This window comes from Meridianimaribacter sp. CL38, assembly GCF_004328055.1.
GTDB classification, from domain to species: domain Bacteria; phylum Bacteroidota; class Bacteroidia; order Flavobacteriales; family Flavobacteriaceae; genus Gaetbulibacter_B; species Gaetbulibacter_B jejuensis.
Genome location: NZ_QKWS01000001.1, coordinates 831,955 through 858,451, shown reverse-complemented (window position 1 = coordinate 858,451; position 26,497 = coordinate 831,955). Strand labels below are relative to the sequence as shown.

The 26,497-nt window shown below is 33.6% G+C and carries 25 protein-coding genes and 1 tRNA gene; 8 read left to right on the top strand and 18 right to left on the bottom strand.

Annotated elements, in window-relative coordinates:
* Nucleotides 1-35: 35 nt before the first annotated feature.
* A complete protein-coding gene (locus DMZ43_RS03915) occupies nt 36-413 on the bottom strand; it encodes a hypothetical protein (RefSeq protein WP_131506303.1) in 378 nt (125 codons plus the stop codon).
* Nucleotides 414-747: 334 nt separating this feature from the next.
* Here DMZ43_RS03915 and DMZ43_RS03910 point away from each other — a divergent pair, with 334 nt between their 5' ends.
* Nucleotides 748-1,821 (top strand): PA0069 family radical SAM protein, encoded by a 1,074-nt coding sequence (locus tag DMZ43_RS03910; protein ID WP_131506302.1) that lies wholly within the window; start codon nt 748-750, stop codon nt 1,819-1,821.
* Nucleotides 1,822-1,890: 69 nt separating this feature from the next.
* Here DMZ43_RS03910 and DMZ43_RS03905 read toward each other — a convergent pair whose 3' ends face one another.
* Nucleotides 1,891-2,502 carry a hypothetical protein gene (locus DMZ43_RS03905; RefSeq protein WP_129759687.1) on the bottom strand — a complete coding sequence of 204 codons (612 nt, stop codon included), beginning with the start codon at nt 2,500-2,502 and terminating at the stop codon, nt 1,891-1,893.
* A 211-nt stretch (nt 2,503-2,713) separates the two neighbouring features.
* On the opposite strand from DMZ43_RS03905, the gene DMZ43_RS03900 reads away from it, so the two are divergent.
* Entirely contained in the window at nt 2,714-3,595 is an 882-nt protein-coding gene (locus DMZ43_RS03900; RefSeq protein WP_129759686.1) for an AraC family transcriptional regulator, read from the top strand.
* Here the strand turns inward: DMZ43_RS03900 and DMZ43_RS03895 are convergent.
* From DMZ43_RS03895 to DMZ43_RS03880, 4 genes are all read right to left on the bottom strand, one after another.
* The gene (locus tag DMZ43_RS03895; RefSeq protein WP_161566729.1) at nt 3,592-4,050 is read right to left on the bottom strand and encodes a GNAT family N-acetyltransferase; all 459 of its coding nucleotides are present in this window, start codon (nt 4,048-4,050) and stop codon (nt 3,592-3,594) included. The genes DMZ43_RS03900 and DMZ43_RS03895 overlap by 4 nt on opposite strands.
* Nucleotides 4,037-4,693 (bottom strand): HD domain-containing protein, encoded by a 657-nt coding sequence (locus DMZ43_RS03890; protein ID WP_131506300.1) that lies wholly within the window; start codon nt 4,691-4,693, stop codon nt 4,037-4,039. Before DMZ43_RS03890 ends, DMZ43_RS03895 begins: the two co-directional genes overlap by 14 nt.
* Nucleotides 4,690-5,427, bottom strand: a complete 738-nt coding sequence (locus DMZ43_RS03885) for a 1-acyl-sn-glycerol-3-phosphate acyltransferase (RefSeq protein WP_131506299.1) — start codon at nt 5,425-5,427, stop codon at nt 4,690-4,692. Before DMZ43_RS03885 ends, DMZ43_RS03890 begins: the two co-directional genes overlap by 4 nt.
* Before the next feature lie 87 nt (nt 5,428-5,514).
* Nucleotides 5,515-5,925: a BrxA/BrxB family bacilliredoxin gene (locus tag DMZ43_RS03880; RefSeq protein ID WP_129759682.1), complete on the bottom strand. Its 411-nt coding sequence runs from the start codon at nt 5,923-5,925 to the stop codon at nt 5,515-5,517.
* A 191-nt stretch (nt 5,926-6,116) separates the two neighbouring features.
* Between DMZ43_RS03880 and DMZ43_RS03875 the strand changes: the two genes are divergently transcribed.
* Nucleotides 6,117-6,896: a TerB family tellurite resistance protein gene (locus DMZ43_RS03875; protein ID WP_129759681.1), complete on the top strand. Its 780-nt coding sequence runs from the start codon at nt 6,117-6,119 to the stop codon at nt 6,894-6,896.
* A 72-nt stretch (nt 6,897-6,968) separates the two neighbouring features.
* On the opposite strand, the gene DMZ43_RS03870 is transcribed toward DMZ43_RS03875, so the two are convergent.
* The 6 genes from DMZ43_RS03870 to DMZ43_RS03845 all read right to left on the bottom strand — a co-directional run bounded on the left by DMZ43_RS03870 (nt 6,969) and on the right by DMZ43_RS03845 (nt 12,514).
* Complete coding sequence (locus DMZ43_RS03870) at nt 6,969-8,129, bottom strand: metal ABC transporter permease (RefSeq protein ID WP_131506298.1); 1,161 nt, start codon at nt 8,127-8,129, stop codon at nt 6,969-6,971.
* Nucleotides 8,122-9,249, bottom strand: a complete 1,128-nt coding sequence (locus tag DMZ43_RS03865) for a metal ABC transporter permease (RefSeq protein ID WP_131506297.1) — start codon at nt 9,247-9,249, stop codon at nt 8,122-8,124. Before DMZ43_RS03865 ends, DMZ43_RS03870 begins: the two co-directional genes overlap by 8 nt.
* Nucleotides 9,250-9,388: 139 nt before the next feature.
* Entirely contained in the window at nt 9,389-10,123 is a 735-nt protein-coding gene (locus DMZ43_RS03860; protein ID WP_131506296.1) for a metal ABC transporter ATP-binding protein, read from the bottom strand.
* Entirely contained in the window at nt 10,123-11,031 is a 909-nt protein-coding gene (locus DMZ43_RS03855) for a metal ABC transporter solute-binding protein, Zn/Mn family (protein ID WP_131506295.1), read from the bottom strand. Before DMZ43_RS03855 ends, DMZ43_RS03860 begins: the two co-directional genes overlap by 1 nt.
* Nucleotides 11,032-11,034: 3 nt before the next feature.
* Nucleotides 11,035-11,898: a transporter gene (locus DMZ43_RS03850; RefSeq protein ID WP_238155764.1), complete on the bottom strand. Its 864-nt coding sequence runs from the start codon at nt 11,896-11,898 to the stop codon at nt 11,035-11,037.
* On the bottom strand, nt 11,858-12,514 hold the full coding sequence (locus DMZ43_RS03845; protein ID WP_131506294.1) for a metal-dependent transcriptional regulator: 657 nt from the start codon (nt 12,512-12,514) through the stop codon (nt 11,858-11,860). The genes DMZ43_RS03850 and DMZ43_RS03845 overlap by 41 nt, the downstream gene beginning before the upstream one ends.
* 123 nt (nt 12,515-12,637) lie before the next feature.
* Here DMZ43_RS03845 and DMZ43_RS03840 point away from each other — a divergent pair, with 123 nt between their 5' ends.
* Nucleotides 12,638-14,665: a S9 family peptidase gene (locus tag DMZ43_RS03840; RefSeq protein WP_131506293.1), complete on the top strand. Its 2,028-nt coding sequence runs from the start codon at nt 12,638-12,640 to the stop codon at nt 14,663-14,665.
* A 373-nt stretch (nt 14,666-15,038) separates the two neighbouring features.
* On the opposite strand, the gene feoB is transcribed toward DMZ43_RS03840, so the two are convergent.
* From feoB to DMZ43_RS03820, 3 genes are all read right to left on the bottom strand, one after another.
* On the bottom strand, nt 15,039-17,141 hold the full coding sequence (feoB, locus tag DMZ43_RS03830; RefSeq protein WP_131506291.1) for a ferrous iron transport protein B: 2,103 nt from the start codon (nt 17,139-17,141) through the stop codon (nt 15,039-15,041).
* A complete protein-coding gene (locus DMZ43_RS03825; RefSeq protein WP_129759668.1) occupies nt 17,138-17,368 on the bottom strand; it encodes a FeoA family protein in 231 nt (76 codons plus the stop codon). Before DMZ43_RS03825 ends, feoB begins: the two co-directional genes overlap by 4 nt.
* A 72-nt stretch (nt 17,369-17,440) precedes the next feature.
* Entirely contained in the window at nt 17,441-18,112 is a 672-nt protein-coding gene (locus tag DMZ43_RS03820) for an SCO family protein (protein WP_131506290.1), read from the bottom strand.
* A 95-nt stretch (nt 18,113-18,207) separates the two neighbouring features.
* Here DMZ43_RS03820 and DMZ43_RS03815 point away from each other — a divergent pair, with 95 nt between their 5' ends.
* From DMZ43_RS03815 to DMZ43_RS03805, 3 genes are all read left to right on the top strand, one after another.
* The gene (locus DMZ43_RS03815; protein WP_131506289.1) at nt 18,208-20,145 is read left to right on the top strand and encodes a M1 family aminopeptidase; all 1,938 of its coding nucleotides are present in this window, start codon (nt 18,208-18,210) and stop codon (nt 20,143-20,145) included.
* 72 nt (nt 20,146-20,217) lie between these two features.
* Nucleotides 20,218-21,561 carry an RIP metalloprotease RseP gene (gene rseP, locus DMZ43_RS03810; protein ID WP_129759665.1) on the top strand — a complete coding sequence of 448 codons (1,344 nt, stop codon included), beginning with the start codon at nt 20,218-20,220 and terminating at the stop codon, nt 21,559-21,561.
* A gap of 74 nt (nt 21,562-21,635) precedes the next feature.
* A tRNA-Asn gene (locus DMZ43_RS03805) sits at nt 21,636-21,709 on the top strand.
* Nucleotides 21,710-21,766: 57 nt separating this feature from the next.
* On the opposite strand, the gene DMZ43_RS03800 is transcribed toward DMZ43_RS03805, so the two are convergent.
* On the bottom strand, nt 21,767-22,726 hold the full coding sequence (locus tag DMZ43_RS03800) for an NAD-dependent epimerase/dehydratase family protein (protein ID WP_131506288.1): 960 nt from the start codon (nt 22,724-22,726) through the stop codon (nt 21,767-21,769).
* A 153-nt stretch (nt 22,727-22,879) separates the two neighbouring features.
* On the opposite strand from DMZ43_RS03800, the gene DMZ43_RS03795 reads away from it, so the two are divergent.
* Nucleotides 22,880-23,410, top strand: coding sequence for a hypothetical protein (locus DMZ43_RS03795; protein WP_131506287.1), 531 nt, complete (start codon nt 22,880-22,882; stop codon nt 23,408-23,410).
* Between the two features lie 10 nt (nt 23,411-23,420).
* Here the strand turns inward: DMZ43_RS03795 and DMZ43_RS03790 are convergent, their stop codons facing one another.
* Nucleotides 23,421-24,107: a hypothetical protein gene (locus tag DMZ43_RS03790; RefSeq protein ID WP_131506286.1), complete on the bottom strand. Its 687-nt coding sequence runs from the start codon at nt 24,105-24,107 to the stop codon at nt 23,421-23,423.
* Between the two features lie 67 nt (nt 24,108-24,174).
* A complete protein-coding gene (locus DMZ43_RS03785) occupies nt 24,175-26,478 on the bottom strand; it encodes a M28 family peptidase (protein ID WP_131506285.1) in 2,304 nt (767 codons plus the stop codon).
* Nucleotides 26,479-26,497 lie beyond the last annotated feature (19 nt).

Below are 26,497 nucleotides of genomic sequence, written 5' to 3'. Positions count from 1 at the left end.
TAAGGGTTATGGGCAAATATTTTTGGAAACGTACTTTATTTCCATTTTTTATCCAAGTTAAGAGTGTCTATTCCGTATGATTTGTAAACTCTAAAGATTCCAATATCCTTAACATGATTATTAATAAATTCTTTTTCATTAGTTTTCCAATTCACGTAAGATTGACGAATAATCTTTTCATTCGGATTCTGTCTATTTATAAATAGAATTTCTGAATCTCTAAACTGCACATCAGGATCGATATTATTATAAAACACAAATAATGTCAAAAATGAAGCAATAAGTCCAAGTATATTTATAAAACTCAAAATACTATGTGTTTTTCTGTTTTCAGTATTTTTTATTAAAATAAATAGTAGTATACAGAGTATGGCTGAAATTAATCCGAAAACCATACTGAACGTTCTATTCATTTCAAAAGTTCTGAATTGAAAATTTGGCATAAAAAAGTATACTAATATGCTCAGAACTATAATCAACGCAAGTATTCCGCATATAGATTTCAATATTGCTTTTCTATTCACTTAGTTTCTTTTAAAGGCATTACAAATCTTAGGTAAGCCCACGTTCTCTTATCCATTCCCTACGAATTTCGACTATTTATTTTTTAAATTCAAGAGTATAAGTGATTTAATGCTCTTTTTCACGTTTGTTAATAACCCATTTTGGTTTTAACAGTTTTAAGGGCAATTAATTCCTAATTTTAAGTCACCACTTTTTTAAGTACTCACTTTATACTTTACGGTTATGAACCCAAAACCTACCATAAAAGGACGTGGTGCGCAACTAAACGTGCACAATAAATTCTTTGAACTCAGTCATGAAATACGAGACGATTTTTTAGAATATTGTGCTAAAGAAGGCGAAGAAGCCGATAAAAACAAAACACTTTATTTACCTGTATTTCCTAAAACCATCGTTAATAAAGTTGAGAGTCCAGATGTTGGTATGGCGTATTCCATGAACATGTATCAAGGTTGTGAACATGGTTGTATTTATTGCTATGCCAGAAACAGTCATGAGTTTTGGGGTTATAGTGCAGGATTGGATTTTGAACGTCGCATTTTGGTGAAAAAAGATGCTCCTAAACTTCTAGAAGCACTACTAAAAAAGAAAAGCTGGAAAGCGCATCCTATTGTTATGTCTGGTAATACGGATTGCTACCAACCAGCTGAAAAAGAGTTTGAACTTACAAAGCAGTGTTTAGAGGTGTTTTTAAAATACAAGCATCCTGTGGCAATCATTACTAAAAACGCATTAATATTAAGAGATTTGGAGCTTTTAAAAGCCTTGGCAAAAGATAATCTTATCAACGTTAATATATCCATTACCTCATTGTCTGAAACTACAAGACGCGTTTTAGAACCACGAACAGCAACAATAAAAAAGCGGTTAGAAACAGTAAAAGTGTTATCGCAAAACAACATTCCTGTAAATGTGATGATGGCACCTATAATTCCGTCCATAAATAGTCATGAAATTTTACCATTGGCAAAAGCAGTGTCTGACGCTGGAGCATTATCTATAGCGCATACTATTGTACGATTAAATGGTGCTATTGGTGAGATTTTTACCGATTGGATTAAAAAAACACTACCAGACAGAGCAGATAAAGTATTGCACCAAATTGAAAGTTGTCATGGTGGTAATCTTAACGATTCGCGTTATGGGACACGCATGCGAGGAGAAGGTAAAATTGCTGAACAAATAAATATGCTAGTGCGATTAGCGCGTAAAAAATACTTTAAAGACAAGGCAATGCCAAAGTTGAATACTGAACTGCATGAGCAGTATAAAGACGGACAGTTAAAGTTGTTTTAAAAAGTAAGCGGCAAACCTTTGGTTTGCCGCTTTACTAACTAACATTCTAACATTATTTAAATAATCAATTTAAATCATTTTTACGGTTTGGGTAAACTCTCTTCCATCTGTTTTTATTACAACTTTGTAATCTCCTGTGTTACCCTTCATTAATTTATAAACACGTTCAAAAATTTGAGAAGTGCTATCTATGTTTTCAGAATAGATTAATTCAAAATCTTTATGAGTAGCTTCATTATTTGCATAATGAATTTCTAAACTTAAAGGCGCATTGTTTAACGAGAACTTTGATACAAACAAACGGTTATCTTCCATTCTCAAAATTGGTTTAAAGACCTTAGACTCTAAACTCTTATTAAATTCTACTCTGTTTTCTACAACTTTAAACGGAATGACATTAATTTCAACATCCTTGTTCAACTCAAAAAAGTAGTCTCCATTAGGAAGCTGAGTAAGGTCAAACAAATTATTGTATGTTCCTGTTGCGTTTATGGTTTCTTTATATAGTATAATACCATTAACATCTTTTATTAATAGTTGCTGTCCTTGTTTAACATCGTCTAATGCTAACATTGTTTTTTTCTCCTTACCAACTATTAAAGTAGCAGTTGCATTTGCGTTGGTTACCATGGCAGCAATAATAGCTACCATAACGATACTGTTTTTAATTGCTTTTTTCATGACATATAAATATTTAGGTTAATAATTTTGGACACTTCAAAAGTACACTGAAACGCAAGGTTTAAAAACATCGATTTTTCCCAATTTATATACAGAATTAACTCTATTAACAATACTATAACTATAGGTTGTTAAAATAGTATATAATTGAGGTAATTTTAAATAGGTTTTTAATTTCATTACTTGTAATTTTGCATTGAAAGTTATGGGTATGATAACACGAAAACCTACACTCGAAAAAATTAGTCCAGAATTTGGAAGTTCCATTTTTGTGAGACGACATGAAAACTACACGTTTCAAGAAGAAGTAAAACCGTTTTGGCATTTTCATCCTGAAATTGAACTGATTTACGTAAACAAAGGAAAAGGAAAACGTCACATAGGTAATCACTTATCATATTTTAATAATAGTCAATTACTGTTAATTGGTCCCAACTTACCTCATAATGGATTTACTGACCGTTTAACCATTAACGGTTCGCAAACTTTAATTCAATTTAAACCTGATTTTTTAGGAGCACATTTTTTTAATATTCCTGAAATGGAACGTATTAATAATTTGTTTGAACGTTCTAAGAAAGGTATTTTGTTTGGAGTTAAAACCAAGAAAAAGTTAGGCGATAAAATTGAAAGGTTTGCTAAAAAAGAAGGATTTAAAAAAATACTGGTTCTACTTGAAATTTTACACACTTTAGCTAAAGCCGAAGATTATACACTTTTAAATGCTGATGGGTTTGCTTTTGAAACTGAAGCTCAGGATAGTGCAAAAATTGACATTATTTTTAAACATGTCAATCAAAATTTTACTGAGCACATAAGCTTAGATGAAATTGCTGATAAAGTGAGTATGACAGTACCTGCGTTTTGTAGATACTTTAAAAAGGTAACAGGAAAAACCTTTACTAAGTTTGTTAATGAGTATAGAGTAGTGCATGCTACCAAGCTACTTTCTGAAAGTCAAATTAGTATTACTGATGTGTGTTATGAGTGCGGATTCAATAACTTTTCACACTTTAATAAAGTCTTTAAGGAAGTAACAGGTAAAAGTGCATCAAAATATAGAGGCGAAGTAAAACGTATTATCCACAATTAATTTAGCTGCTTTTCAAACACTATTTTGGTTTGACCAGTTTCATTTGTGTAAACACTTTTAATGTCAAAGCCATTTTTAAGGTTTAAAATCATCATAGGTTTAAAACGATTCATGGATTTGGTTCTTAACGTATTATAACCTTTGCGCTTTATAACTTGTTCTTGCAATTGCGATAGTTGTTTTCCAATACCATTTTTTCTGTGATCTGGTAAAACGCCACCAACCCAACTGTAAAAAGTACTAGCATTATATTTGTAACCAATTTTAAAACCAATTAATTGCTTTTGATGATAACAAAGTAGAGTTAATAGGTCTTCTTTTTGTTGAATTCGGTCGTTAAAAAAATCGATATTATAGTCTTCAAAAACAGATTTATAAACGGTTAAAATTGCATTTAAGTTGTTTTTAGAAGGAATGCCTTCTAGTGTTTTAAAAGTAAATTTAGCGTTCTCCATCCCATTCTGCATAAAATTGCTCTAGATAGGTTTCCATAAATTGATGTCTTTTAGAGGCAATTTGTTGTCCTGTTTTGGTATTCATTTTGTCTTTTAACAACAATAGCTTTTCATAAAAATGATTTATCGTAGGTGCCGCTGAGGTTTTGTATTCCTCTTTGGTCATGTTCATGTTGGGTTGTATTGAAGGATCAAACAACGGTCTGTTTTTAAAACCACCATAATTAAAACAACGTGCAATACCAATAGCTCCAATGGCATCTAACCTATCAGCATCCTGAACAACTTGTAATTCTTTAGATGTAAATTCAGTGTTTCCACTTAGGGAGTTTTTAAAGGAAATGTGTTTTATAATATTTACAACATGCTCAATAATTAAGGAATCAACATTTAGTTCAAACAAAAATACTCTTGCCATTTCAGGACCCACAGTTTCATCTCCATTATGAAATTTACTATCAGCAATATCATGTAGTAATGCTCCAAGTTGTACTACAAAATCATCAACAGGTTCTTTTTTAGAAATCAATACAGCGTTGTTGTAAACTCTTAAGGTATGAAACCAATCATGACCTCCTTCGGCATTTTTAAGAGTTTCTTTTACATAAGCTTTAGTAGCGTCAATTATTTGTTGATTAGTCATGATTTTACTGAAGAAGTTATGGTCTGTTCAATATTGTTAATAAGTGCAATGTGGTCTTTACTGTCGCTTAAAATTATAGGTTCATGAACGGTAAACGTAATATGAGCTCCAAGTCCCATTGGAAATTTACCATAACGCAAGGTTTTCCATGAGTTATTTATGGTTACAGGAACTATGGTTGCAGAAGGAATATGCTCAAACAAGGTAAGTAGTCCTTTTCTTTGAAAAGGTTTTGGTGTTCCAGTTCTACTTCTTGTACCTTCAGGAAAAATCACAGCTGCACGCTTGGTGGTTTCAATATAGTGCGAAAAATCTTCAATAGCTTTTATGGCTTGCTTTGGGTTTTTTCGGTCAATCAATGCAGAACCACCATGACGTAAATTAAACGATACACTTGGGATGCCTTTACCTAATTCTTTCTTGCTAATAAACTTTACATGATGTTTTCGCATGTACCAAATTAAAGGAGGAATATCGTACATACTTTGGTGGTTAGCAATAATAATAACTGGTTGGTTACTGCTAATTTGATACGGATTGGAAAACGAAAAACGAGTACCTAAAACATTAAGGCATCGCATAATAAAAAACTGTAACCAATCTACACTTATCTTATGAGCTTTATACCCAAATACATTAAGACACAGCCATTGTATTGGATGAAAAATAACTAGCGTTAATCCAAACAATATGAAGTAAATAACCGTTAAAGGGTAAGCTAAAAGTTTTGTCATATTACAAAAGTAATTCAATGAAATGTATGCACAAAAAAACCACGACTATATCGTGGTTTTTTCATAATTCTTTAATGTTGTAGCAAATTAACAGTGCTCGTTATAAGCATCAACTAGGTTGTCAGCAATCATGTCAGCTGGACGACCTTCAATGTGGTGACGCTCTAACATATGAACCAATTCACCATCTTTAAATAAAGCCATACTTGGAGAACTTGGAGGAAAAGGAACCATGTAAGCTCTAGCTTTATCAGTAGCTTCTTTATCTACACCTGCAAAAACAGTTACTAAGTGATCAGGACGTTTAGCATTTTGTAAACTCATTCTTGCTCCTGGACGTGCATTTGCTGCAGCACAACCACAAACCGAGTTTACAACTACTAAAGTTGTTCCTTTTTTTGCTAAAGCAGCATCAACAGCTTCAACAGTATGTAATTCTTCAAAACCAACATTGGTCAAATCTTCGCGCATTGGTTTTACTAATTCTGCTGGATACATATATCGTAAATTTTATAAGATTAATAATTTATTGTGCAAAGATACGGAAAAATAGTAGGCAATCGACAGATTGTAGTTGTTAGAATAAATAGAACCATTTAGGTTTTCAATGGGTAATTTCAGTAACAAAAGCTGTTAAAAAACTACTAACTATAGTATATTTGAGTCCCTTATAAAATTAAAATACACATATGAGTTTTTCAAAATGGATTGGAGCTTCAATTGGTTGGTCTGTTGGAGGTCCAATAGGAGCAATTGTAGGTTTAGCTTTAGGTAGTATTGTTGATGCTATGACCAATGGCAATGGTGGTCCGCTTTTAGGACAAAGTGAACCAAAACGTACAAGACAAGGTCGTTATAGCTCAAGACCAACTAAGGCACCAAAACAAACACAATCTGGCGATTTTGAAGTAAGTCTACTCATTTTAGCGTCTATAGTTATAAAAGCCGATGGTAACCAAGACCAAAGAGAACTGGATTTTGTAAGGCAACAGTTTACCAATATGTATGGTAAAGACCGAGCAAATAATGCCTTTAGACTCTTTAAAAGTATTAGTAAGCAGAATATTTCTACAAGACAAGTTTGTATGCAAATACGCAGTATGATGGATCATGCGTCGCGTTTACAACTACTTCATTTTTTATTTGGAATAGCAAAAGCCGATGGACACGTTACTGAAGATGAAGTAAGACAAATTTATACCATTTCAGGGTATTTAAGTATTAGTTCACGCGATTTTGAAAGTATTAAGGCCATGTTTTACAACAGTACCGATAGTGCTTATAAAATACTTGAAATCACTAAAGATGCTACTGTTGATGAAATTAAAGCAGCCTATCGTAAAATGGCAAAAAAATACCATCCTGATAGAGTAGCGCATCTAGGAGAAGAACACCAAAAAGGAGCTGAAGAGAAGTTTAGACGTGTACAGGAAGCGTATGAAAAGCTACAAAAGGAAAAACGATTTTAAATGTATTGAAGAGCGATTTCGTCTTCGGTTTCGATTTTAAGTAGTAATTTTTTACTACGCTCTAAATGATAATCAACCTCTAAACAAAAAGAAATCATCTTTCATGTCTTCAATTTGGGCATCTTCGTTTGTGATAATATAATCTATTGCTTTTGAAGTAAACTCGTCGCCTTTTTCGGTAAGTGACACAATCTTATTGTCAATTTCAATCATGTTATTTTTTTGAGCCAAATCCAATACGGTTTTACTGCGCACTTTTTGCCAATTGATATGTTCGTTGAGGTGATTGACATGACGTTCTTCAATATCGTCATGGTTTTTTAAATGCAGTAAAAATGTAAGTAAAGACACTTCAATACGTTGTTGTTTTTCTCGGTACATTACTGCTATTAAACCTTTACTTGGTGCAAACAAGTACGCGATTAAAAAAAGTAAACCTACCATAGTTGTTATTGAGCCTGCAATTGAGGCATCCAACCAATGCGCAAACCAATAGCCTGAAATAGCACTAAATACACCAAATATTATAGCGAGTAAGAGCATTTTCTTTAAGTCGGTAGTTATTAAATAGGCAGCTGCAGCAGGTGCAATCATTAAAGCTACGACCAAAATAGCACCAACAGCATCAAAAGCACCAACAGTAGTTACCGAAGACACAGTCATTAGTCCATAATGAATTAAAGCAGGAGAAAACCCGAGTGAAGCTGCTAATCCAGCATCAAAGGTGCTTATTTTTAGTTCTTTAAAAAAAGCAAAAAGTAACCCTAAGGTAATAAGTAGAATAGCGCCAATAATCCATAACGATTTTGGACCAACATCAGTTCCTGCAATAAAAAGTCTGTCAAAAGGCGCAAAAGCCAATTCGCCCAAAAGTACAGCATCTACATCCAAATGTACATCGTTGGCATTTTTAGCAATCATAATCACACCAATACTAAACAATGCAGGAAATACCAATCCAATAGCAGTATCTTCTTTTACCAAGCCTGTTTTTTGAATGTGCTCTACCAAAACCACTGTAATAATTCCTGTGATGGCTGCTAATAAAATAAGCAATGGCGAGTTGAGGTCTTGCGTTATGAAAAATCCAATTACAATTCCTGGTAAAATAGAATGACTGATAGCATCGCTAATCATTGCCATTTTTCGAAGCACTAAAAACGTTCCTGGAATGGCGCAAGCCACAGCAACCAAACTGGCAATGAGCTGTATTTCAATTTGAGCGCTATTCATCGGTCTTGTGTTGTTGGTTATACAGGTTAGCAGCTTTTTCAAAACCTTTTTGGGTTAAACTCCACATCGTGCCATCAATGGTGACATAGTCTTTATCAACCAGTTTTTGCAAGGTTTTACGTGTAAACCCTTGGAAGTTATTTAAGATTTTAATGGTATGAGGATGCGAAATATCTTCATGGGTTTCAGCGATATGGTACATAAAGGCTAGGGTTTTTTGCTGTTCCAAATCGCGTCTATTGGCAATAAATCGGATTTGTCGAAATAGTAATCCTCTGCTTGGAGAAAAGATAAAAGACACAACAACAAACACTGATGCTACAATAACAATAACAGGACCAGTAGATAGGTTGTTCTGACTTGCGCTAATGGCAGTACCAAACACTCCTGAAAAGGCGCCAAAAATAGCAGCTAAAAGCACCATCTTACTCAAGCTATTGGTCCATTGTCTTGCAGCAGCAGCAGGTGCTAATAACATAGCACTCATTAAAACCACACCTACAGTTTGTAAGCCTAAAACAATAGCTAAAACAATAAAACTCGTAATTAGGATGTCAATGGTTTTGGTGTTGAAACCTAATGTTTTTGCATAGTCTTTATCAAACAATAATATTTTGAATTCCTTCCAAAAGAGTAAAAGCACCAATAAGCACAGTCCAGTCACGATAGCCATTAACCACACATCACTTTCCACTAAGGTTGCCGCTTGACCAAACAGGTATTTGTCTAATCCAGCTTGATTGGCATTGGGTTGTTTTTGAATAAAGGTGAGCAATAACATTCCAAAACCAAAGAACAAGGACAAAATCAAGCCCAAAGCAGTATCCGATTTTAAATGTGTTTTGGTAATGATGCCTCTAATCCAGAACGTGCCAAGTAACCCACTTACTAAAGCACCTAACAAGAGCGTATTGCTGTCTTTTGCTCCAGTAATTAAAAAAGCGATTGCAATTCCAGGTAAGGCAGCGTGGGAAATAGCATCTCCAAGTAAACTTTGTTTTCGGAGTACAGCAAAACTACCCAACATACCAGTAACAGCACCAAGAATTGCGGTTCCAAGTGTGATGGTTCTTAAGGTGTAATCGTTAATTACGAGTTCTATGTATTCTAGAAAGTCTATTGGGATTTTGTTGTTAGAGGTTAGACATTAGTTTTTGTTTTTTTTCATTCCGCAATATCACACTGAGCTTGTCAAAGTGTTGATGCGGAATCCATTAATTTTAGACCCTGAATCAAGTTCAGGATGACAGTTTTTAATATTACTCTTGTATACTCACTTTATAATTAATGCCGTAGGTTTTAGTCAGGTTGTCATCATTAAAAATATCCTTGACAGGACCTGTGGCAATTTTTTTCACATTCAAGAAAGTTACCCAATCAAAATATTCAGGAACAGTTTGTAAATCGTGATGTACGACAATAACGGTTTTTCCAGCTTTTCGCAATTCCTTTAAAATATTGATAATGGCAATTTCAGTAGTGGCATCAACGCCTTGAAAAGGTTCATCCATAAAATATATTGAAGCGTCTTGCACCAAAGCTCGTGCTAAAAAAATACGCTGTTGTTGTCCTCCAGATAACTGGCTGATTTGCCTGTTTTTAAAAGGCAACATACCCACTTTTTCCAAAGCTTCAAGAGCTGCTTTTTTTTCTTTTTGACCAGGACGTTTTATCCAGCCTAAACTGCCATAAGTTCCCATCATGACAACATCCAAAGCTGTTGTTGGGAAATCCCAATCTACACTTCCTTTTTGAGGTACGTAAGCAACCAAAGCACGTTGCTTGTCATAAGGTTTTCCATAAATGGAAACACTACCAGCAATGGGTTTTAAAATACCTAATATGGCTTTGATAAGTGTCGATTTTCCTGCGCCATTTGGTCCAACAATAGCCATAAGAACACCTTCAGGAATTTCTAAATCAATATCCCAAAGTACAGGTTTGTAGTTATAAGCAACCGTTAAATCATCGACTTGTACAGCTATTTTTTTCATTATTTCAACGCATTAACAATAGTATTTACATTATACTCAAACATGCCAATATAAGTGCCTTCATCAGTTCCTGCATTTCCAAGCGCATCAGAATATAAAGTTCCGCCAATTTCAACGTTGTGACCTTTAGATTTTACTGCTGCTTGTAGTGCTTCAATTGTGCGCTTTGGCACTGAACTTTCTACAAATATAGCCTTAATGCTTTTTTCAATAATAAAAGCCGATAATTTTTGAACATCTTGAACACCAGCTTCAGTTGCTGTTGAGAGTCCTTGTAGGCCAACAACTTCAAAATTGTAAGACCTTCCAAAGTAATTAAACGCATCATGAGCTGTCACTAAAATGCGTTTTTCTTTTGGTAATTCCTCAATCTTTAATGTGATATCAGACTTTAAGCTTAAAAGACGCTTGTAGTAGTTTTGCCAATTTTCCTCATACAGTTGCGCATTTTCAGGATCTTTTTCTTGTAAAACTCTAGAGACTTCACTTCCAAAGCTGATAAAATAATCGATATTAAACCATATGTGAGGATCGTAATTTGAAGCAAAATAATCGGAACCTATTAAGGTAGATTTGTCAATGACATCAGTCAAGGCAATTGGCGTTTTTCCACTTCGTTCCATTTTTTCAAAGACTTCAACGAGTTTACCTTCCAAATGCAATCCGTTGTAAAAAATAATATCGGCATTTACCAGTTTGGTAACATCGCCTTCGCTTGCTTTGTAAAGGTGAGGATCGACACCACTTCCCATTAATCCTTGAAGGTTGATATTATCTCCACCAATGTTTTTAACCAAATCGGTAATCATGGTTGTTGTGGTAACCACATTGAGTTTGTTATTGTTTTTTTCGTCTTTTTTACAGCCTAACAATGTTACTGCTATTACAACAAATAGTATTTTTTTCATGGTTTATTTTTTTGCTCTGTAACTAAATCCTATGCCTAATAAAATGTCTTGTCCTTCAGTAATGCTAGTGCCTACATAAGCGTCTAATTGCAAGTCATTAGACATTAAATAGGTCATGCCAGCATCCCAATAGTGATTTGCCGAATGGTCTTCAGGTAAATCGCCATAAACTTCAGCATACATTCCAAACCTGTCTGTGATACTGTAACCATAAGCTAAAGTGTAAACACAAGCGGCTTCAGGAGAATCATTTCCCCATTCTGCACCAATATTGTATCCTAAGCTTGATTTTTCACTTAATGTGTGTGACAATGAAAATCTAAAATCTACTCCTGTATGTTCTGGTCTATAGTCAGTTGAAGCACTAAAAACAGGAAACACATGACCAATAAGTGCAATTTCAGGCATTAATCCATTTTCTTCAGTAATATCCACTTTCACACCCAATAACAAAGGCGAAAATCCGCTAGTAATATTATCCAGTTTGTTGCCATTTACTTTGGTGATGCCTTCTACAAAATCCCAACCCAAGCGCAATTCCATGTTATCGAGAATTCCATAACGAATCAACATGGTGTTGTAGGTATAGTTTTCGTTTTTTATGTTGTTGTTTTCGTAAGATTCATAAATTCCGCCAGTTTCAAATTGTAAAACACCTTTGCCAACGGTTGAAGACGACTCGGTTGCGTCTGGTCTGTCGGTTACTAATGGTTCATCGGAAAAGCTAATTAATTTCCCTTCTAGAGCAGAAACAATGTTTAAACTATCATTTTGTGAATAGACAGCACATGATAACATACCAGAAAACAAGGCTGTTATAATTGTATTACGCTTCATTGACATAGATAATGTTTGTAAAATCTTCATTTAAAAGAATAGTGTTAGTGTTGATGGTAATTTGTGTCATTTTGTTTTTACTGAACTGCTTTGTCACGACTATAGCGTTGCCATATTTTAAGCCATTTAATGCACAAAAATCAAAGAACTCTTTGTCGTCACTCATCAAACGTGAAATAATGTATGATTTTCCTTCCTCAGCATTTGAAAGCGAAATAGAATGATCTTCGGTAGTTATTTCACCACGTTCATTTGGAATTGGATCACCATGAGGATCAAATTTTGGATTGCCTAAATAAGCACTGATTTTATTTGCTAAAAAATCGGAGGTTTCGTGTTCCAACAATTCTGCTTCACGATGAATTTCATGTAAACTCATGTCAAAAAGTTTGAACAAAAATGCTTCCCAAAGCCTGTGCTTTCTCACGACGTTAAGAGCCATTTTTGTGCCAGCTTCGGTAAGTTGAAGTGCTTGGTATTTTTCATATTTCAACAAATCTTTAGAGGCTAATTTCTTAGCCATATCTGTTGCAGCAGCATTAGATATTCCAAGTTTTTTAGCAATGTTACCAGGTTTGGTATCATGATGATCTTGTATGTTGTTGTTGTAAATGGCCTTTACAAAATTTTCAATAGCTACAGACATTTATAATTGCTTTAAATTAAATTTAAGTATACTTAAATATTTTTCAAAGATAGCTAAAATATTTAATTTAGGAAGAGATTTTAATAATTAGTAACTTTCGCTTTTAATATTTAAATACACGCAATGAACCGTTTTTTAGTCTTCTTAATTAGTGTTATGAGTTTTGGATGTTTAACCGCACAAAACGAAAAAATACCATTTCAACCTTTAGATGTTTTTGAATTAGAATGGGTTAGTGACCCTCAAATTTCACCTGATGGTACACAAATTGTTTACCGAAGAAACGGATTTGATATCATGAAAGATAATTCTAGAGGCAACCTCTGGATTATTAATACTGACGGAACATCACATCGAAAATTAACCTCTAGAGAAGTAGGTGAGTCAAAAGCAACATGGTCGCCAAGTGGAGATCGTATAGCGTTTGTAAGTTCTACCAATGAAGGTGCCGAAATTTATATGTATTGGGTAAGTTCTGGTCAAATTGCCAAATTATCACAATTAGAAAAATCACCAGGAAACCTAACTTGGTCACCAGATGGTTCACAAATAGCATTTACCATGTTTGTTGATGAAAAGCCACCTGTTGTAGCACAAATGCCATCAAAACCTAAAGGCGCTAAATGGGCTGAACCAGCACGAATTACAGATAGACTAAAACACGAAGCCGATGGTAGAGGTTATATGCCAACAGGCTTTACACATATTTTTATGATTTCTGCTGAAGGCGGAACAGCACGTCAATTAACATCAGGAGATTACAGTCATGGAGGAAGCTTGTCGTTTTCACCTAACGGAAAAGAGATTTACTTCTCCGCAAATAGAGTAGACGATTGGGAATATAGATTTAGAAATAGCGAAGTCTATAAAGTGAATGTGAATACCCAACAGATAATCGCTTTAACTACTCAAGATGGACCAGATTATTCGCCAAAAGTATCACCAGATGGAAAAACAGTTGCATTTTTAGGCTATTTAGACAAAGTTCAAGACCATCAAAATACGGTTTTGCATTTAATGAATACTGATGGTTCTAACCGAAGAATTATTTCTTCTGGCTTGGATGAAAGCGTTTCAGATATTACTTGGGACACTTCAGGAAAAGGCTTGTACTTTATGTATGACGAAAAAGGAAATACCAAAATAGGTTACATTACAACCTCAGGAAAAATTTCAAAACTTACTGATAATGTTGGAGGCACAACCATAGGAAGACCTTATGCGTCTGGGTCGTATTCGGTATCAAATAAAGGTGTTATTGCTTACACGCAAACACGACCAGAATATCCTGCAGAATTGGCTGTAATTCAAAATAAAAAAACGCCAAAACTTATTACCAGTTTAAATGCTGATGTTTTAGCACACAGACAACTTGGTGAAGTAGAAGAAGTGTGGTACAAATCGACGTTTGATGGAAGAGATATTCAAGGATGGATTGTAAAGCCACCTTTTTATGATGCTTCTAAAAGCTATCCGTTATTGGTTGAAAATCATGGAGGGCCGATTTTAAACTATGGAGATCGTTTTACAGCTGAAATTCAATTGTATGCAGCTGATGGTTATGTGGTGTTTTATCCAAACCCTAGAGGAAGCACTAGCTATGGTGAGGAATTCGGGAATCTATTGAAGAACAATTATCCAGGACAAGACTATAACGATGTGATGGATGGTGTGGATTATTTAGTTGAAAAAGGCATTGCAGATAACGACAAATTGTTTGTAACTGGAGGAAGTGCAGGAGGAATTATGACTGCGTGGATGATAGGAATGAACAATCGTTTTAAGGCAGCAGTTGTGGTAAAACCTGTAATGAATTGGATTAGTAAAACGTTGGTTGCTGATAATTATTTTTATTACAAAGACACACGTTATCCAGGACATCCTTGGGAAAACTTTGAAAACTATTGGAAGTTTTCACCAATTTCTTTAGTAGGAAATATTGAAACACCAACAATGGTTATGGTTGGAATGAATGATTTACGAACACCACCTAGTGAAGCTAAACAATTATATCATGCTTTAAAGCTACGTAAGATAGAAACCGTTTTAGTTGAAATTCCTGAATCGTATCACAATATTGCTGCAAAGCCTAGTAACTTGATTAGTAAAGTAGCACATACTTTGGCGTGGTTGAAGAAGTATAATAAGTAATAGCTATTTTTTTATAAAACCCTTAATAGTAAATAAGAGTATTATTTCAATTCCAATAGAAAATATGATGTATAACATATTTATGTTGAATTGATATCTTAAAATTAAAGCATACAAGACGAAACAACCAAAAATCATTAATCCAGACTTTAAATCTGATATAAAAGTGTCAGGTCTTGATTTGTAGTCAAAAAAATAAGCAATAAGAATAATTATTATAGCCAATTTAGGTTTTTAGCTGCAGCCACAATCACTGTTGCCACAAGATTTAGTTGTCGCTTTTTTTGGCTTCCAAATAAATTTTTTGACCAAAAATAATATTGCGATTCCTAATGTAACAAAAACCAATATGTTTTGAATAGTATCGTTCATCTTATTTTAAAAATTGAAATGCCAATAAAGCAACAATATACGCAAAAGCACTCATAGTTATAAGTTGTAGCATTGGCCATTTCCAAGAATTAGTTTCTCGTTTTACTATAGCTAATGTACTCATACATTGCATTGCAAAGGCATAAAACAACAATAAAGAAATCCCTGAAGCTAGCGTGAATACCTTTGTGCCATCGTTGTGTGTTTCGGCAGCCATTTTGTTTTTTATGGTGTCTTCATCTTCGTTATCATTGGCGCTACCAACACTGTAAATTGTGGCAAGTGTACCCACAAAAACTTCCCGAGCTGCAAAAGAAGTGACTAGTCCAATACCAATTTTCCAATCGTAACCTAATGGCTTAATTATAGGTTCAATGGTTTTACCAACAATACCTATATAGCTATACTCTAGTTTATGAGCAGCAATTTTATCATTCAATTCTTCTTCAGAAAGTTGAGGACTTTCAGTTTTTACTATGTTTTCAGCGTCGTTAAATCGTTCTCCAGGACCATACGAAGCTAAAAACCACAATACAATAGAAATGGCTAAAATGATTTTACCAGCTTCGAACACAAAGGTTTTAGTTTTTTCCAAAACGGTCAACCCTACATTTTTCAACAAAGGAAATTTATAACTAGGCATTTCAACCACAAAGTAGGATTTGCTCTTTATTTTCAGTACTTTGTTTAATATATAAGCTGAAAATATAGCAGTTAAAAAACCAATAATATATAAAGACATTAGGGTTAATGCTTGATAGCTTAAACCTAAGAAACGTCCGTCTGGAATAACCAAAGCAATAATGATAACATACACTGGTAATCGTGCAGAACACGTTGTAAAAGGTGTAACCAATATGGTAATTAGACGTTCTTTCCAGCTTTCAATATTTCTTGCAGCCATAACAGCTGGAATAGCACAAGCGTTTCCTGAAATTAAAGGCACTACGCTTTTTCCGCTTAGTCCAAAACGACGCATTACACGATCCATTAAAAATACAACGCGACTCATGTAACCACTTTCTTCTAGTAAAGCAATAAAGAAAAAGAGGAATGCAATTGGTGGGATAAATACCATAATACCACCTATTCCTGCAATAATACCTTCGGCTAATAAATTTGTGAATACGCCTTCAGGTAAGGTGTTTTTTACCCAATCGGCTAAAGTAGCAAACCCTTCATCAATCAAATCAGTTGGGTAAGCTGCCCAGTTATAAACCGCTTGGAACATTAATAGTAAAATGGCAAAGAAAATAACATAACCCCAAACTTTGTGCGTTAGAATCCTGTCTAGTTTAATACGAAGGTCCTTAGCGTTTTTAAGGTCTATGGTTTGTCCTTTTTTAAGCACATTGTTTATAAACTGATAGCGCTTAATGGTTTCCTTTTGCTGAAGTCGTTTTAAATCGGCTTTACTTTTGGTTTTAAAATCTTCTAAACTATCAAACTCTTGTCTTTCAACAGTGCCAAAATTAACATCTTGTGTAATGACTAACCAAAGTTTGTATAACAGTTGGTCTGGAAATGCGTTTTGAAGGTTTTCAAAATAGGCTTTGTCAATTTCAGAAGCGTTTAAACATCCTTTTGTAGATAGCTTTTTATAATCTGAAATGAGCGTTTTAAGCTCAGAAATACCAGTATTTTTTCTGGTACTCACTAGTGCTATTTTTGTGTTAAGCTCTTTTTCTAAATACTCAATATCTAAAGAAATACCTTTATAATCCATTCTGTCAGACATGTTAATTACCAAAATAGTTGGTATCTCTAAGTCTTTAATTTGGGTAAATAATAAAAGGTTACGCTTTAAATTTTCAACATCGCTAACAACAACAGCTACATCAGGAAAATCTTTGTCGTTTTTGTTTAAAAGTAGCTCAATAACTACATTTTCATCTAGTGAAGAGGCGTTTAAACTATAAGTTCCAGGAAGGTCAATAATGTGGGCTTTTACACCACGAGGTAACTTGCAAACACCTTCTTTTTTATCGACAGTAATTCCTGGATAATTACCAACTTTTTGGTTGAGTCCTGTTAAGGCATTAAAAACCGATGTTTTTCCAGTATTGGGATTACCAATAAGCGCTACGTTAATTTGCTTACTCATATTACAATATCAATTAAAATATGAACAGCAGTTTCTTTTCTAATAGCTAAATGCGATCCATTAATATTCAAATACATTGGGTCCGAAAAAGGCGCAACATGTAACAGCTCTACACTATTACCAGGTAAACAACCCATCTCCAATAATTTTAAAGGAATATGAACAGATGAAACATCTTTTATAATTCCTTTTTGACCACGTTTTAAATGTGCTATAGTGTGTTGCAAGCTTATTTAGATTGATTTTAAAGAAGCAAAAATAAGAGAAATATTCAGGGTAAAAAAATGCTTAACAAAAATCTAAGGTTTTTCCTGTTTTAATGTTTCAATGTCTTCTAATAATTGTGTAATATCTTCAGGTTTTGTGCCATCATAAAAACCTCTTATTTGGCGTTTTTTGTCAATAAGCATAAAGTTTTCGGTATGAATCATATCATACTCATCACCACTCCCAACGGTTTTAACTGCTAAGTAACTTTTTCTAGCAAGCTCGTAAATTTGCTTTTTGTCACCTGTTACCAAGTTCCATTTTTTGTCATTAACGCCTTTTTGTTTTGCATAGCGTTTTAACTGCGCAACAGAATCAATTTTTGGAGTAACCGAATGCGACAATAGCATTACTTCATCATCATCAATTATTTCCTTTTGTATTTTATACATATGGTCTGTCATTATTGGGCAAATGGTTTGACAGGTTGTAAAAAAGAAATCCGCCACATAAATTTTATCCTTGTAATCGTTTTGGGTTATGGTTTGTCCGTTTTGATTTGTTAAGGAAAAGTCTGCAATTTTATGATACTTTTTTTGGTGCTGAATAGTGCTGTCAACCATTTCATAATTCACCATTGCAGGTTGATAAATAGGAAGTACTTTTTTAGGTTTTAGAATAGAATAGAATATTGAAATTATAATTGCCGAAACGATTAATAAAACAATTCCGAAAAATTTGTATTCTTTAAAAAAAGACAGCATTTTGCTTGATTTTGAGGTGAAAACGTAAGATTTGAATGCAAAAATACGACACAATACCCATAAAAGTGGTATTTTTAACATGATAAATTAAAGCTATGAGAACATTTTTACCTTACCTGTTTTTTGTCCTTTCAATTACTGCTTTTGGGCAAGATTTTAATGAAACTTTGAACACTATTAGAGAAGCTGAAGCCAAAGCAGCGCTCAACCAAATGTTCTACAGAGCAAATCTCAATACAGGTAATTATGATTTAAAATATCATAGATTAGAGTTAAATGTTGACCCTTCAGTATCATTTATTTCAGGAGATGTCACTACTTATTTTGAAGCTAAAGAAGCGTTAACCGAAATTACTTTTGACCTTGCTGATAACATGACCGTTTCGCAAGTGTTACATAATGGTAATACACTATCATATACACAAAACTCTGATGACGAACTCGTAATTACACTTCCTGCTGTACAAAATGCAGGTGTGCTAGATTCTTTGACTATAAGTTACTCTGGTAATCCCATAAGTTCTGGGTTTGGTTCTTTTGAACAAACAACTCATAATGGAGACCCAATAATATGGACATTATCCGAACCTTATGGAGCTAAAGGTTGGTGGCCTTGTAAACAAGATTTAATTGATAAGATAGACTCTGTTGATGTGTATTTAACAACGCCTCAATTTAACCCTTCAAACGAAGCATATGTTGCTGTGTCAAACGGTTTGGAAATAAGTCAAACCACAAACGGAAGCGATAAAACCACACGATATAAGCATCGTCATCCAATTCCTGCATATCTAATAGCAATTGCGGTTACTAATTATGAAGTGTATTCGCATACTGTATCCAACAATGGTAACCCATTTGATATTGTCAATTATGTGTTTCCTGAAAACTTAACAAGCGCTCAAGCTAGTACTCCAGTTACTGTTGATATAATGAATATTTTTTCTGATTTATTTGAAGAATATCCTTTTGCTGATGAAAAATATGGTCATGCTCAATTTGGTTGGGGAGGCGGAATGGAGCATACAACGGTTTCATTTATGGGAAATTTTAGCCGAAATCTTATTGCACACGAACTAGCACATCAATGGTTTGGAAATAAAATAACTTGTGGTAGTTGGAAGGATATTTGGCTTAACGAAGGCTTCGCAACTTACTTGTCAGGTATTGTTTACGAAGAATTAGACGGAAACGAAGCCTTTATAAATTGGAAGCAACAAAACATAAATACAATTACTTCTGCTCCAGATGGAGCAGTGTATTTATCAGATGCTGATACTCTAAGCGTAAGTAGAATATTTAATTATAGATTATCTTACAGTAAAGGCGCAATGGTTTTGCATATGCTACGTAAAAAACTTGGAGATACTGAGTTTTTTGGCGGTCTTCAAACTTATCTAGTAGATGAAGACCATGCCTACGACTATGCAAAAACAGAAGAGTTTATTAATATTATCGAAACTACTAGCGGACAAGATCTAACAGAGTTTTTTAGCGATTGGTTGTATAACGAAGGATATCCTAGTTATACCATAAACTGTACGCAACAGTCACCTACAGAAATAGATATTGAAATAAGCCAAACCCAAAGTCATGCATCTGTATCGTTTTTTGAAGCTCCAGTACCTATTCGATTAATTGGGACTGAAGGTGAGACGCTAGATTTAGTATTGGATAACACAACAAACAATCAGGTCTTCAATGAGAACGTTAATTTTATTGTAGATACTGTTATTTTTGATCCTGAAGCCGATTTAATTTCAAGAAACAACACAGTATCATTGAGTATTAACGAAGAAGCATTCAATAATAAACTACTTATTTATCCGAGTCCAGTTTCTGAAACGTTAAACATAAAAAAACCTGACTTTTTACAAGTAGAAGAAGTAAGGGTTTATAATGCCTTGGGTCAACTATTGTACAATAGCGAATGGACCTCCACAATTGACACAACTCCTTTTTCAACAGGATTACTTTTTGTTCAACTTCAAACCAACGAAGGAATAATTAATAAATCTGTGTTAAAAAACTAATGAATAGTTTACATAATGTTTTCAAAATGCGGTTAAAAAGTTATTTTTGTGGCTTAATTTTTTAAGAGATACATGGAGTTTGTAATTAAAATATCTCAATTTTTATTGAGTCTTTCACTTCTAATCGTGCTTCACGAATTAGGACACTTTATACCAGCAAAAGCATTTAAAACCAGAGTAGAAAAATTCTACTTATTCTTTGATGTAAAATACTCGTTATTTAAAAAGAAAATAGGAGAGACTGTTTATGGTATTGGTTGGTTGCCACTAGGAGGTTATGTTAAAATCTCAGGAATGATTGATGAGAGCATGGACAAGGAGCAAATGGCACAACCACCACAACCTTGGGAGTTTAGGTCCAAACCTTCATGGCAACGTTTAATTATTATGCTTGGTGGTGTAACGGTTAACTTTATTTTGGCTTACGTTATTTATGTATTTATTTCATTTGCTTATGGTGATATTGATATTACATCAAGTAGTGTGAAGGATGGTTACATGGTGACTAACCCAATATTGAAAGATTTAGGTATAAAAACAGGAGATAAGGTTATAGCTATCAATGACGAAGAGATTGAAACCGTATCACAAATAAGAAGAAAAATTATTTCTGCGGAAAAACTTACAATTTTAAGTGGTAACGAGACTAAAGAAGTTGTGCTTCCTGAAGATTTTTTAGGTCAATTCAGTTCTAGTGAAAGCAAGAGTTTTTTCTCATTACGCTATCCTTTTATCTTAGAAAAAATTCCTGATACATCTATAAACGCTTCTGCAGGTTTACAACCAAAAGATGTTATTGTTTCTTTAAACGGAAAATCCTTAAAGTATTATGACCAGTATGATGCAATAATGGATTCTTTAACTGCAACACACAAGACAATTGATGTTGGTATTTTAAGAGATGGCCAACAATTAACAAAGACACTTAAGGTTGAAGACGGTAAATTTGAAATTAAAGCAGGAGGCGATCTTAATGACTTAGAACGCTTAGGCTATTATGATATTGTTAAGACCGATTACACTTTTGGTGAAAGTTTTGGAGCAGGACTATTAAAGTTTAAAGACCAAGTTGCTAGTTATGGCGAACAGCTTAAAAAAATATTCAATCCAAAAACAGGAGCATATAAAGGTGTAGGAGGTTTTAAGGCTATTTACGACGTGTTCCCAGACACTTGGAGCTGGCAAGATTTTTGGGCGCTTACAGCGTTTCTATCAATTATGTTGGGTGTATTAAATTTATTGCCAATACCAGCTTTAGATGGAGGTCATGTAATGTTTTTACTCTATGAAATGATATCAGGAAGAAAACCAAGTGAAAAGTTTTTAGAGCGTGCTCAAATGGTTGGTTTCTTCATTCTTATTGCTTTAGTATTATTTGCAAACGGTAACGATATCTTTAAAGCATTATTTAAATAGAAATATTTTTCAAATAAATTTGTTGAAATTAAAAAATAACATATATTTGCGCTCGCAAAAGCGAAAAGAAACACTCCTCCTTAGCTCAGTTGGTTAGAGCATCTGACTGTTAATCAGAGGGTCCTTGGTTCGAGCCCAAGAGGAGGAGCAAAAAAAATCCCATCGATATCGATGGGATTTTTTATTTAATGCTATTTCTTAATAATTATTTTTCAGAACTCTGATACTTCTTTTGTAGTTGGGTAATCATTTCAGAAGTCATTTTTTCCATATCAAAGGTATGGTTCCAATTCCAGTCTTTTCTAGCTTCAGAGTCATCAATAGATTTTGGCCAACTATCAGCAATTTGTTGTCTAAAGTCTGGGTTATATGATATTTCAAAATCAGGAATATGTTTTTTAATTGCGCTATAAATGTCTTTAGGAGTAAAGCTGATAGCTGCTAAATTATATGAAGAACGAATACTGATGTTTTCAGCAGGTGCTTGCATTAATTTTACCGTAGCCTCAATAGCATCGTCCATAAACATCATTGGAAGCTCTGTGTTTTCAGATAAAAAACACTCGTAAGTTTTGTCAGTAATTGCTTTATGGTAAATTTCAACGGCATAATCAGTTGTTCCACCACCAGGTAATGTTTTCCAACTAATAATTCCAGGGTATCTTATGCTTCTAACATCAACACCATATTTGCTATTATAATATTCGCACCAACGCTCACCAACTTGTTTTGTAATACCATAAACTGTTGTTGGTTCCATTACTGTGTATTGAGGTGTGTTGTCTTTAGGTGTCGTTGGTCCAAAAACTGCAATACTAGAAGGCCAAAATACACTTTTAATAAAACCTTCTTTAGCAAGATTTAATACATGAAACAGTGAGTTCATGTTTAAATCCCAAGCTTTCATAGGATATTTTTCTCCAGTAGCACTCAACATAGCAGCCATAAGATATATGGTGTCTATTTGATGTTTTTCAACACAAATTTTAACTGAAGCATAATCTTGGGCATCGACAATTTCAAAAACACCAGAGTTAACAACATCTAAATTGTTGTAATTAATATCGCTAGCAATAACATTATTGTTTCCATGGGTTTCTCTTAGTTTTGAAGTTAACTCAGAACCAATTTGTCCACATGCACCAATTACTAAAATTTTTGGCATTTTTTTGAAATTATTTGTTCGTTCAAAAATAATAAGAATAAAGAGTACCTAAAACTTAAAACAAAAAATTATTCTCTAATTTTATACTAATGTTTAAACCATCAAGTTTAGTTATATTTACACCTTGTTGTATTAAAACCTATAAGAAATACTATGCGTGCTTTAAGCCATATACTATTACTCATTTGTTGTGTTATTATGCTTAGTTGTAATTCTAGATCAAAAAAAGAATTACAAACAACAGATGATGTAAAAACAGAAGATACAAATAAAATAAGCTCAAATGACATTGAAGCATTAGCTTTTGATGATTATATTTTAAGTAATGCTTCTAAAACTAAAATCATGGATTGGCAAAAACTTCATGAGCTTAATACGCAAGTTGAGTTTTTAAAAAAAGGTGATTTGTCTTTCTTTTCAGCTAACGATTCTATAGTTAAATCATTTGTATTTCAACTTAAAGAAGAAACACCTGAAAATGTTGATACAGATATTATAAAATCTAGAGTTACTGCTTTGGAAACAAAAATTCTAAAGCTTAACAATACAATTGAATTAACAAATATCCCAAAGGAAGAGGTTTTAATGAATATTAAAGAGGTTTTGGTTGCTATGTCCAATCTCAACTTTCAAATCAACAAGAAGTTTGAACTGGATGCAAATAATATTGAGAAGCCGCTTTAATAAAGCTTATTTACTCCTTAGCAGCTCTTGCTTGTAAAGCCTCTTTACTAATTTTAGCTAAATTAAAGTTTGGATCAGTAGCTAAAGCTCTGTTTAATACAGCTACAGCCTCATTAGTATTCGCTTCTTTGTCTTCGTTAAAAATTAATATTGCTCTTAAGTAAGTTAAAGCAGCACTTAATGATACTTGATAAGGTGTTTGCATTTCGTAGTAAGTGCGCTTCATATCGCTAGTTGCATTGGTTAACCCATATTCAATAGCTGTTTTTGCTCCTGCTAAATCGTTTAACTGAATTTTTAAATCGGCAATTTCATAAGCTAAATAGGCATTTGCTTGTCTTTGAAAAAGGACTTCATAATGCTCTAAAGCGCGTTTAGGTTGATTAAGTGCTTTTAAGGATAATGCTTTTACTTCTACATTGATATTAGAGTCTGTTGGGTTTTTATCAATACCAATAGTGTTTAATGCTTCTAGGTGTCTTCCTTCAGAAGCATAAACGTATGCCAATGTGTCTTTTCTTGCCTGAGTAGGGTTAAGTACGTCCAAATGAGTCATGGCATTTATAATACCTTGAATATCACCTTGTGCTGTCATTTGCTTGTAATACTTTTCAAAATGTTTTTCAAGCTCAGACTTAGTTTGCGCGCTTGCACTAAGAGTAATCATTGTTATAGATAGAAGTAAAAACTTTTTCATGTCATAAAATTTAAAGCGTTAAAACTATAAAAATATATGGGAATAGGTCTTAAAAACTTGCTAATATTTAATCAATTTGTATGGTTTTTTTAATAACCACAGCATCATTTAATACAAATGGCTTTGGAATCATGTCTGCTGGACGTTTTGGAACTCTAAATAGAGGATTATCTAACATATCAAATGAGGCTTCAAGTAAATCAATTTTTGTGCTTTGATTTTCAGGAACAGTAAACTCAAGTTCTAAAAATTTATCATCTGCAACAAAATAACTAAATAGCCTATTGAACCTTCTGTTTTCAAAAACATAGGTTTCACTTTCAGCTTTAGGAATAGTGTAACCGTTAACGTTAAAGGATAAAAACACGTTGGTAGAATCAGAGAAAAGTTCCAACCTGTTCACATTTCGTTGAGGTGAAATAAATAGTTTTATTTCTCTTTTACCATCTACAATAGTATCCTTTTTAACATCAATGTAAGGGTGTTTTAAGGGTTTAATGTTAGCTTTTTTAGTAAACGTAAATTGAGTTTTATACTTACTGGCAATGGTGAATTTTGACAGTGAATCTATATGGTCTGGATTGTCAGTAAGGTAGCTTTCAGTCCAAGGGTCTAAAATATTGTCGTAAGTAGCCCAAACAGCTTCGTTTTTGTCGCTATCTAAGATGTAAACCAAACTATTTGGTTTTGGACGCTCTTCATTAAAATCAGATTTTAAATGTGCTGAAATAAAGCAACAAATAGCTAAGAAAAACAATAAGTAAGACCATCTATTTTTATATCTAGAAAACCCAAATAGCGAGATACAAAGTGAAAATATAAGCGACACTAAAAGAGTAGTAGCAATAATAGTTTTTAGGCCTAATCCTACAGGAAACATTTTCACAAAAGGCGATAAAATCATTAATGCAGGAAACAGCAATAGTGCCATTAAAAATAAGTTAGGGTGTTTTTGTCTTACCAGTATAAATAAGCTCACTAAACCAAAATACACAGGAATAATCAAGAAACTAGCACCTTTAAGCTCAAAAGCCATAACTGCTGAAATAACTATCCAGAGCAGTAGAGGAGGAGCAACCAAGCTTGCAGTGTTTTCGGGTTTGTATACTTTGTTGTACAACCACATACACACACCAGCCGAAAGGAAGGTAAATGCTAAAATATAGATGTAACCATTGTAAGTAAAACCATGTAGTATTTCATTATACTGAGGATATATTGCTTTTAAAACACTCCACCCAAAGTACCCAATTACTCCATTAATAACTAAAGCAGCAATTCCTGGTAAAATACCAATAAGCATATGTTTTGAGTTAAGCATTCTTTTTTTAATGCCATAAAATACCAATGCAATAAATAATACAATAGCAATAATAAGCATTGGAAAAATCCATGTATTAGGATAGCTTACAGTTTTAAATAGCGGTACATTAAAATAGACATCGTCTACATCACTTTTTAAATTATTTAAGTTAGTATCACTAAAATAGTGGAGTAGAGGCATTAAATAACTACCTTGGTGCTCCAGTGTCTCTCTATCTAAGCGTTCATAATTGTCTAAAGCGGTATGGTAATCAAAATGGTCATCAATAAATGCAAAATTAAAGCCTTCAATGTCTCCATCTTCTCTAAAAATAGTGAGATCAGTATCATTAGGCAGTTTTTTATAAACGCTGTAAGCAAGGGAGTTTGCTACAGGATATTTAGGATTTGCTTCAATAAAACCTTTAACCATATTTTGGTTGCCTCCATTGGTTTCAATAAGCATGTAACTTGGTCCTCCACTTCCTCTAGCTTCAAAATTTAATACTAAACCAACGTCTTTTGCCCAAGCATGATTATTTACAAACAGTTCAGCTCCATTAAGTCCTAATTCTTCAGCATCAGAAATTAAAATAATAATATCATTTTTAGGCTGTTTACCTTCGTGTAAGTAAGCTCTTAATCCTTCTAAAATTGTTACCACACCAGATCCAGCATCACTTGACCCAATTGATGAGTGCGGATTACTATCGTAATGCGTAAGCAGCATAAGCGCTTTGGAGTTGTCAGTCCCTTTTAGTCGTGCTAAAATGTTTTTAGGTTTGGTTAAACTTCCCCATTTTTTATTGTAGCTGTAACCGTCTTGAACTTGAGTTTCTAAACCTAATTTTTCTAATTCTTTTACAATGTAGTTTCTTACATTTTCGTGTTCGGGTGAACCAACATAATGTGGTGCTTTTGAAATTTCTTTTAAATGAACCAATGCACGTTGAGTAGAAAAGGTATTGTCATCGGCATCGAGCTGACTTATTTTATTAGGCATTAGGGCAGAAAAGCTCCAATAAATAGCAATAATTATAAGTAAAAAAGCTATAATTTTTTTAAACATAGGAAAGCGTGTTAGTTAG

What these genes read in the sequence shown, in the direction of transcription:
- DMZ43_RS03860 (WP_131506296.1), bottom strand. Translation starts at nt 10,123, where the DNA reads ATGAAAAAAATAGCTGTACAAGTCGATGATTTAACGGTTGCTTATAAC.
- DMZ43_RS03790 (WP_131506286.1), bottom strand. Translation starts at nt 24,107, where the DNA reads ATGAAAAAGTTTTTACTTCTATCTATAACAATGATTACTCTTAGTGCA.
- DMZ43_RS03900 (WP_129759686.1), top strand. Translation starts at nt 2,714, where the DNA reads ATGATAACACGAAAACCTACACTCGAAAAAATTAGTCCAGAATTTGGA.
- DMZ43_RS03785 (WP_131506285.1), bottom strand. Translation starts at nt 26,478, where the DNA reads ATGTTTAAAAAAATTATAGCTTTTTTACTTATAATTATTGCTATTTAT.
- DMZ43_RS03895 (WP_161566729.1), bottom strand. Translation starts at nt 4,050, where the DNA reads ATGGAGAACGCTAAATTTACTTTTAAAACACTAGAAGGCATTCCTTCT.
- DMZ43_RS03800 (WP_131506288.1), bottom strand. Translation starts at nt 22,726, where the DNA reads ATGCCAAAAATTTTAGTAATTGGTGCATGTGGACAAATTGGTTCTGAG.
- DMZ43_RS03905 (WP_129759687.1), bottom strand. Translation starts at nt 2,502, where the DNA reads ATGAAAAAAGCAATTAAAAACAGTATCGTTATGGTAGCTATTATTGCT.
- DMZ43_RS03870 (WP_131506298.1), bottom strand. Translation starts at nt 8,129, where the DNA reads ATGAATAGCGCTCAAATTGAAATACAGCTCATTGCCAGTTTGGTTGCT.
- DMZ43_RS03885 (WP_131506299.1), bottom strand. Translation starts at nt 5,427, where the DNA reads ATGACAAAACTTTTAGCTTACCCTTTAACGGTTATTTACTTCATATTG.
- feoB (WP_131506291.1), bottom strand. Translation starts at nt 17,141, where the DNA reads ATGAGTAAGCAAATTAACGTAGCGCTTATTGGTAATCCCAATACTGGA.
- DMZ43_RS03910 (WP_131506302.1), top strand. Translation starts at nt 748, where the DNA reads ATGAACCCAAAACCTACCATAAAAGGACGTGGTGCGCAACTAAACGTG.
- DMZ43_RS03815 (WP_131506289.1), top strand. Translation starts at nt 18,208, where the DNA reads ATGAGAACATTTTTACCTTACCTGTTTTTTGTCCTTTCAATTACTGCT.
- DMZ43_RS03840 (WP_131506293.1), top strand. Translation starts at nt 12,638, where the DNA reads ATGAACCGTTTTTTAGTCTTCTTAATTAGTGTTATGAGTTTTGGATGT.
- rseP (WP_129759665.1), top strand. Translation starts at nt 20,218, where the DNA reads ATGGAGTTTGTAATTAAAATATCTCAATTTTTATTGAGTCTTTCACTT.
- DMZ43_RS03915 (WP_131506303.1), bottom strand. Translation starts at nt 413, where the DNA reads ATGAATAGAACGTTCAGTATGGTTTTCGGATTAATTTCAGCCATACTC.
- DMZ43_RS03850 (WP_238155764.1), bottom strand. Translation starts at nt 11,898, where the DNA reads ATGAAGATTTTACAAACATTATCTATGTCAATGAAGCGTAATACAATT.
- DMZ43_RS03875 (WP_129759681.1), top strand. Translation starts at nt 6,117, where the DNA reads ATGAGTTTTTCAAAATGGATTGGAGCTTCAATTGGTTGGTCTGTTGGA.
- DMZ43_RS03855 (WP_131506295.1), bottom strand. Translation starts at nt 11,031, where the DNA reads ATGAAAAAAATACTATTTGTTGTAATAGCAGTAACATTGTTAGGCTGT.
- DMZ43_RS03820 (WP_131506290.1), bottom strand. Translation starts at nt 18,112, where the DNA reads ATGCTGTCTTTTTTTAAAGAATACAAATTTTTCGGAATTGTTTTATTA.
- DMZ43_RS03845 (WP_131506294.1), bottom strand. Translation starts at nt 12,514, where the DNA reads ATGTCTGTAGCTATTGAAAATTTTGTAAAGGCCATTTACAACAACAAC.
- DMZ43_RS03795 (WP_131506287.1), top strand. Translation starts at nt 22,880, where the DNA reads ATGCGTGCTTTAAGCCATATACTATTACTCATTTGTTGTGTTATTATG.
- DMZ43_RS03890 (WP_131506300.1), bottom strand. Translation starts at nt 4,693, where the DNA reads ATGACTAATCAACAAATAATTGACGCTACTAAAGCTTATGTAAAAGAA.
- DMZ43_RS03880 (WP_129759682.1), bottom strand. Translation starts at nt 5,925, where the DNA reads ATGTATCCAGCAGAATTAGTAAAACCAATGCGCGAAGATTTGACCAAT.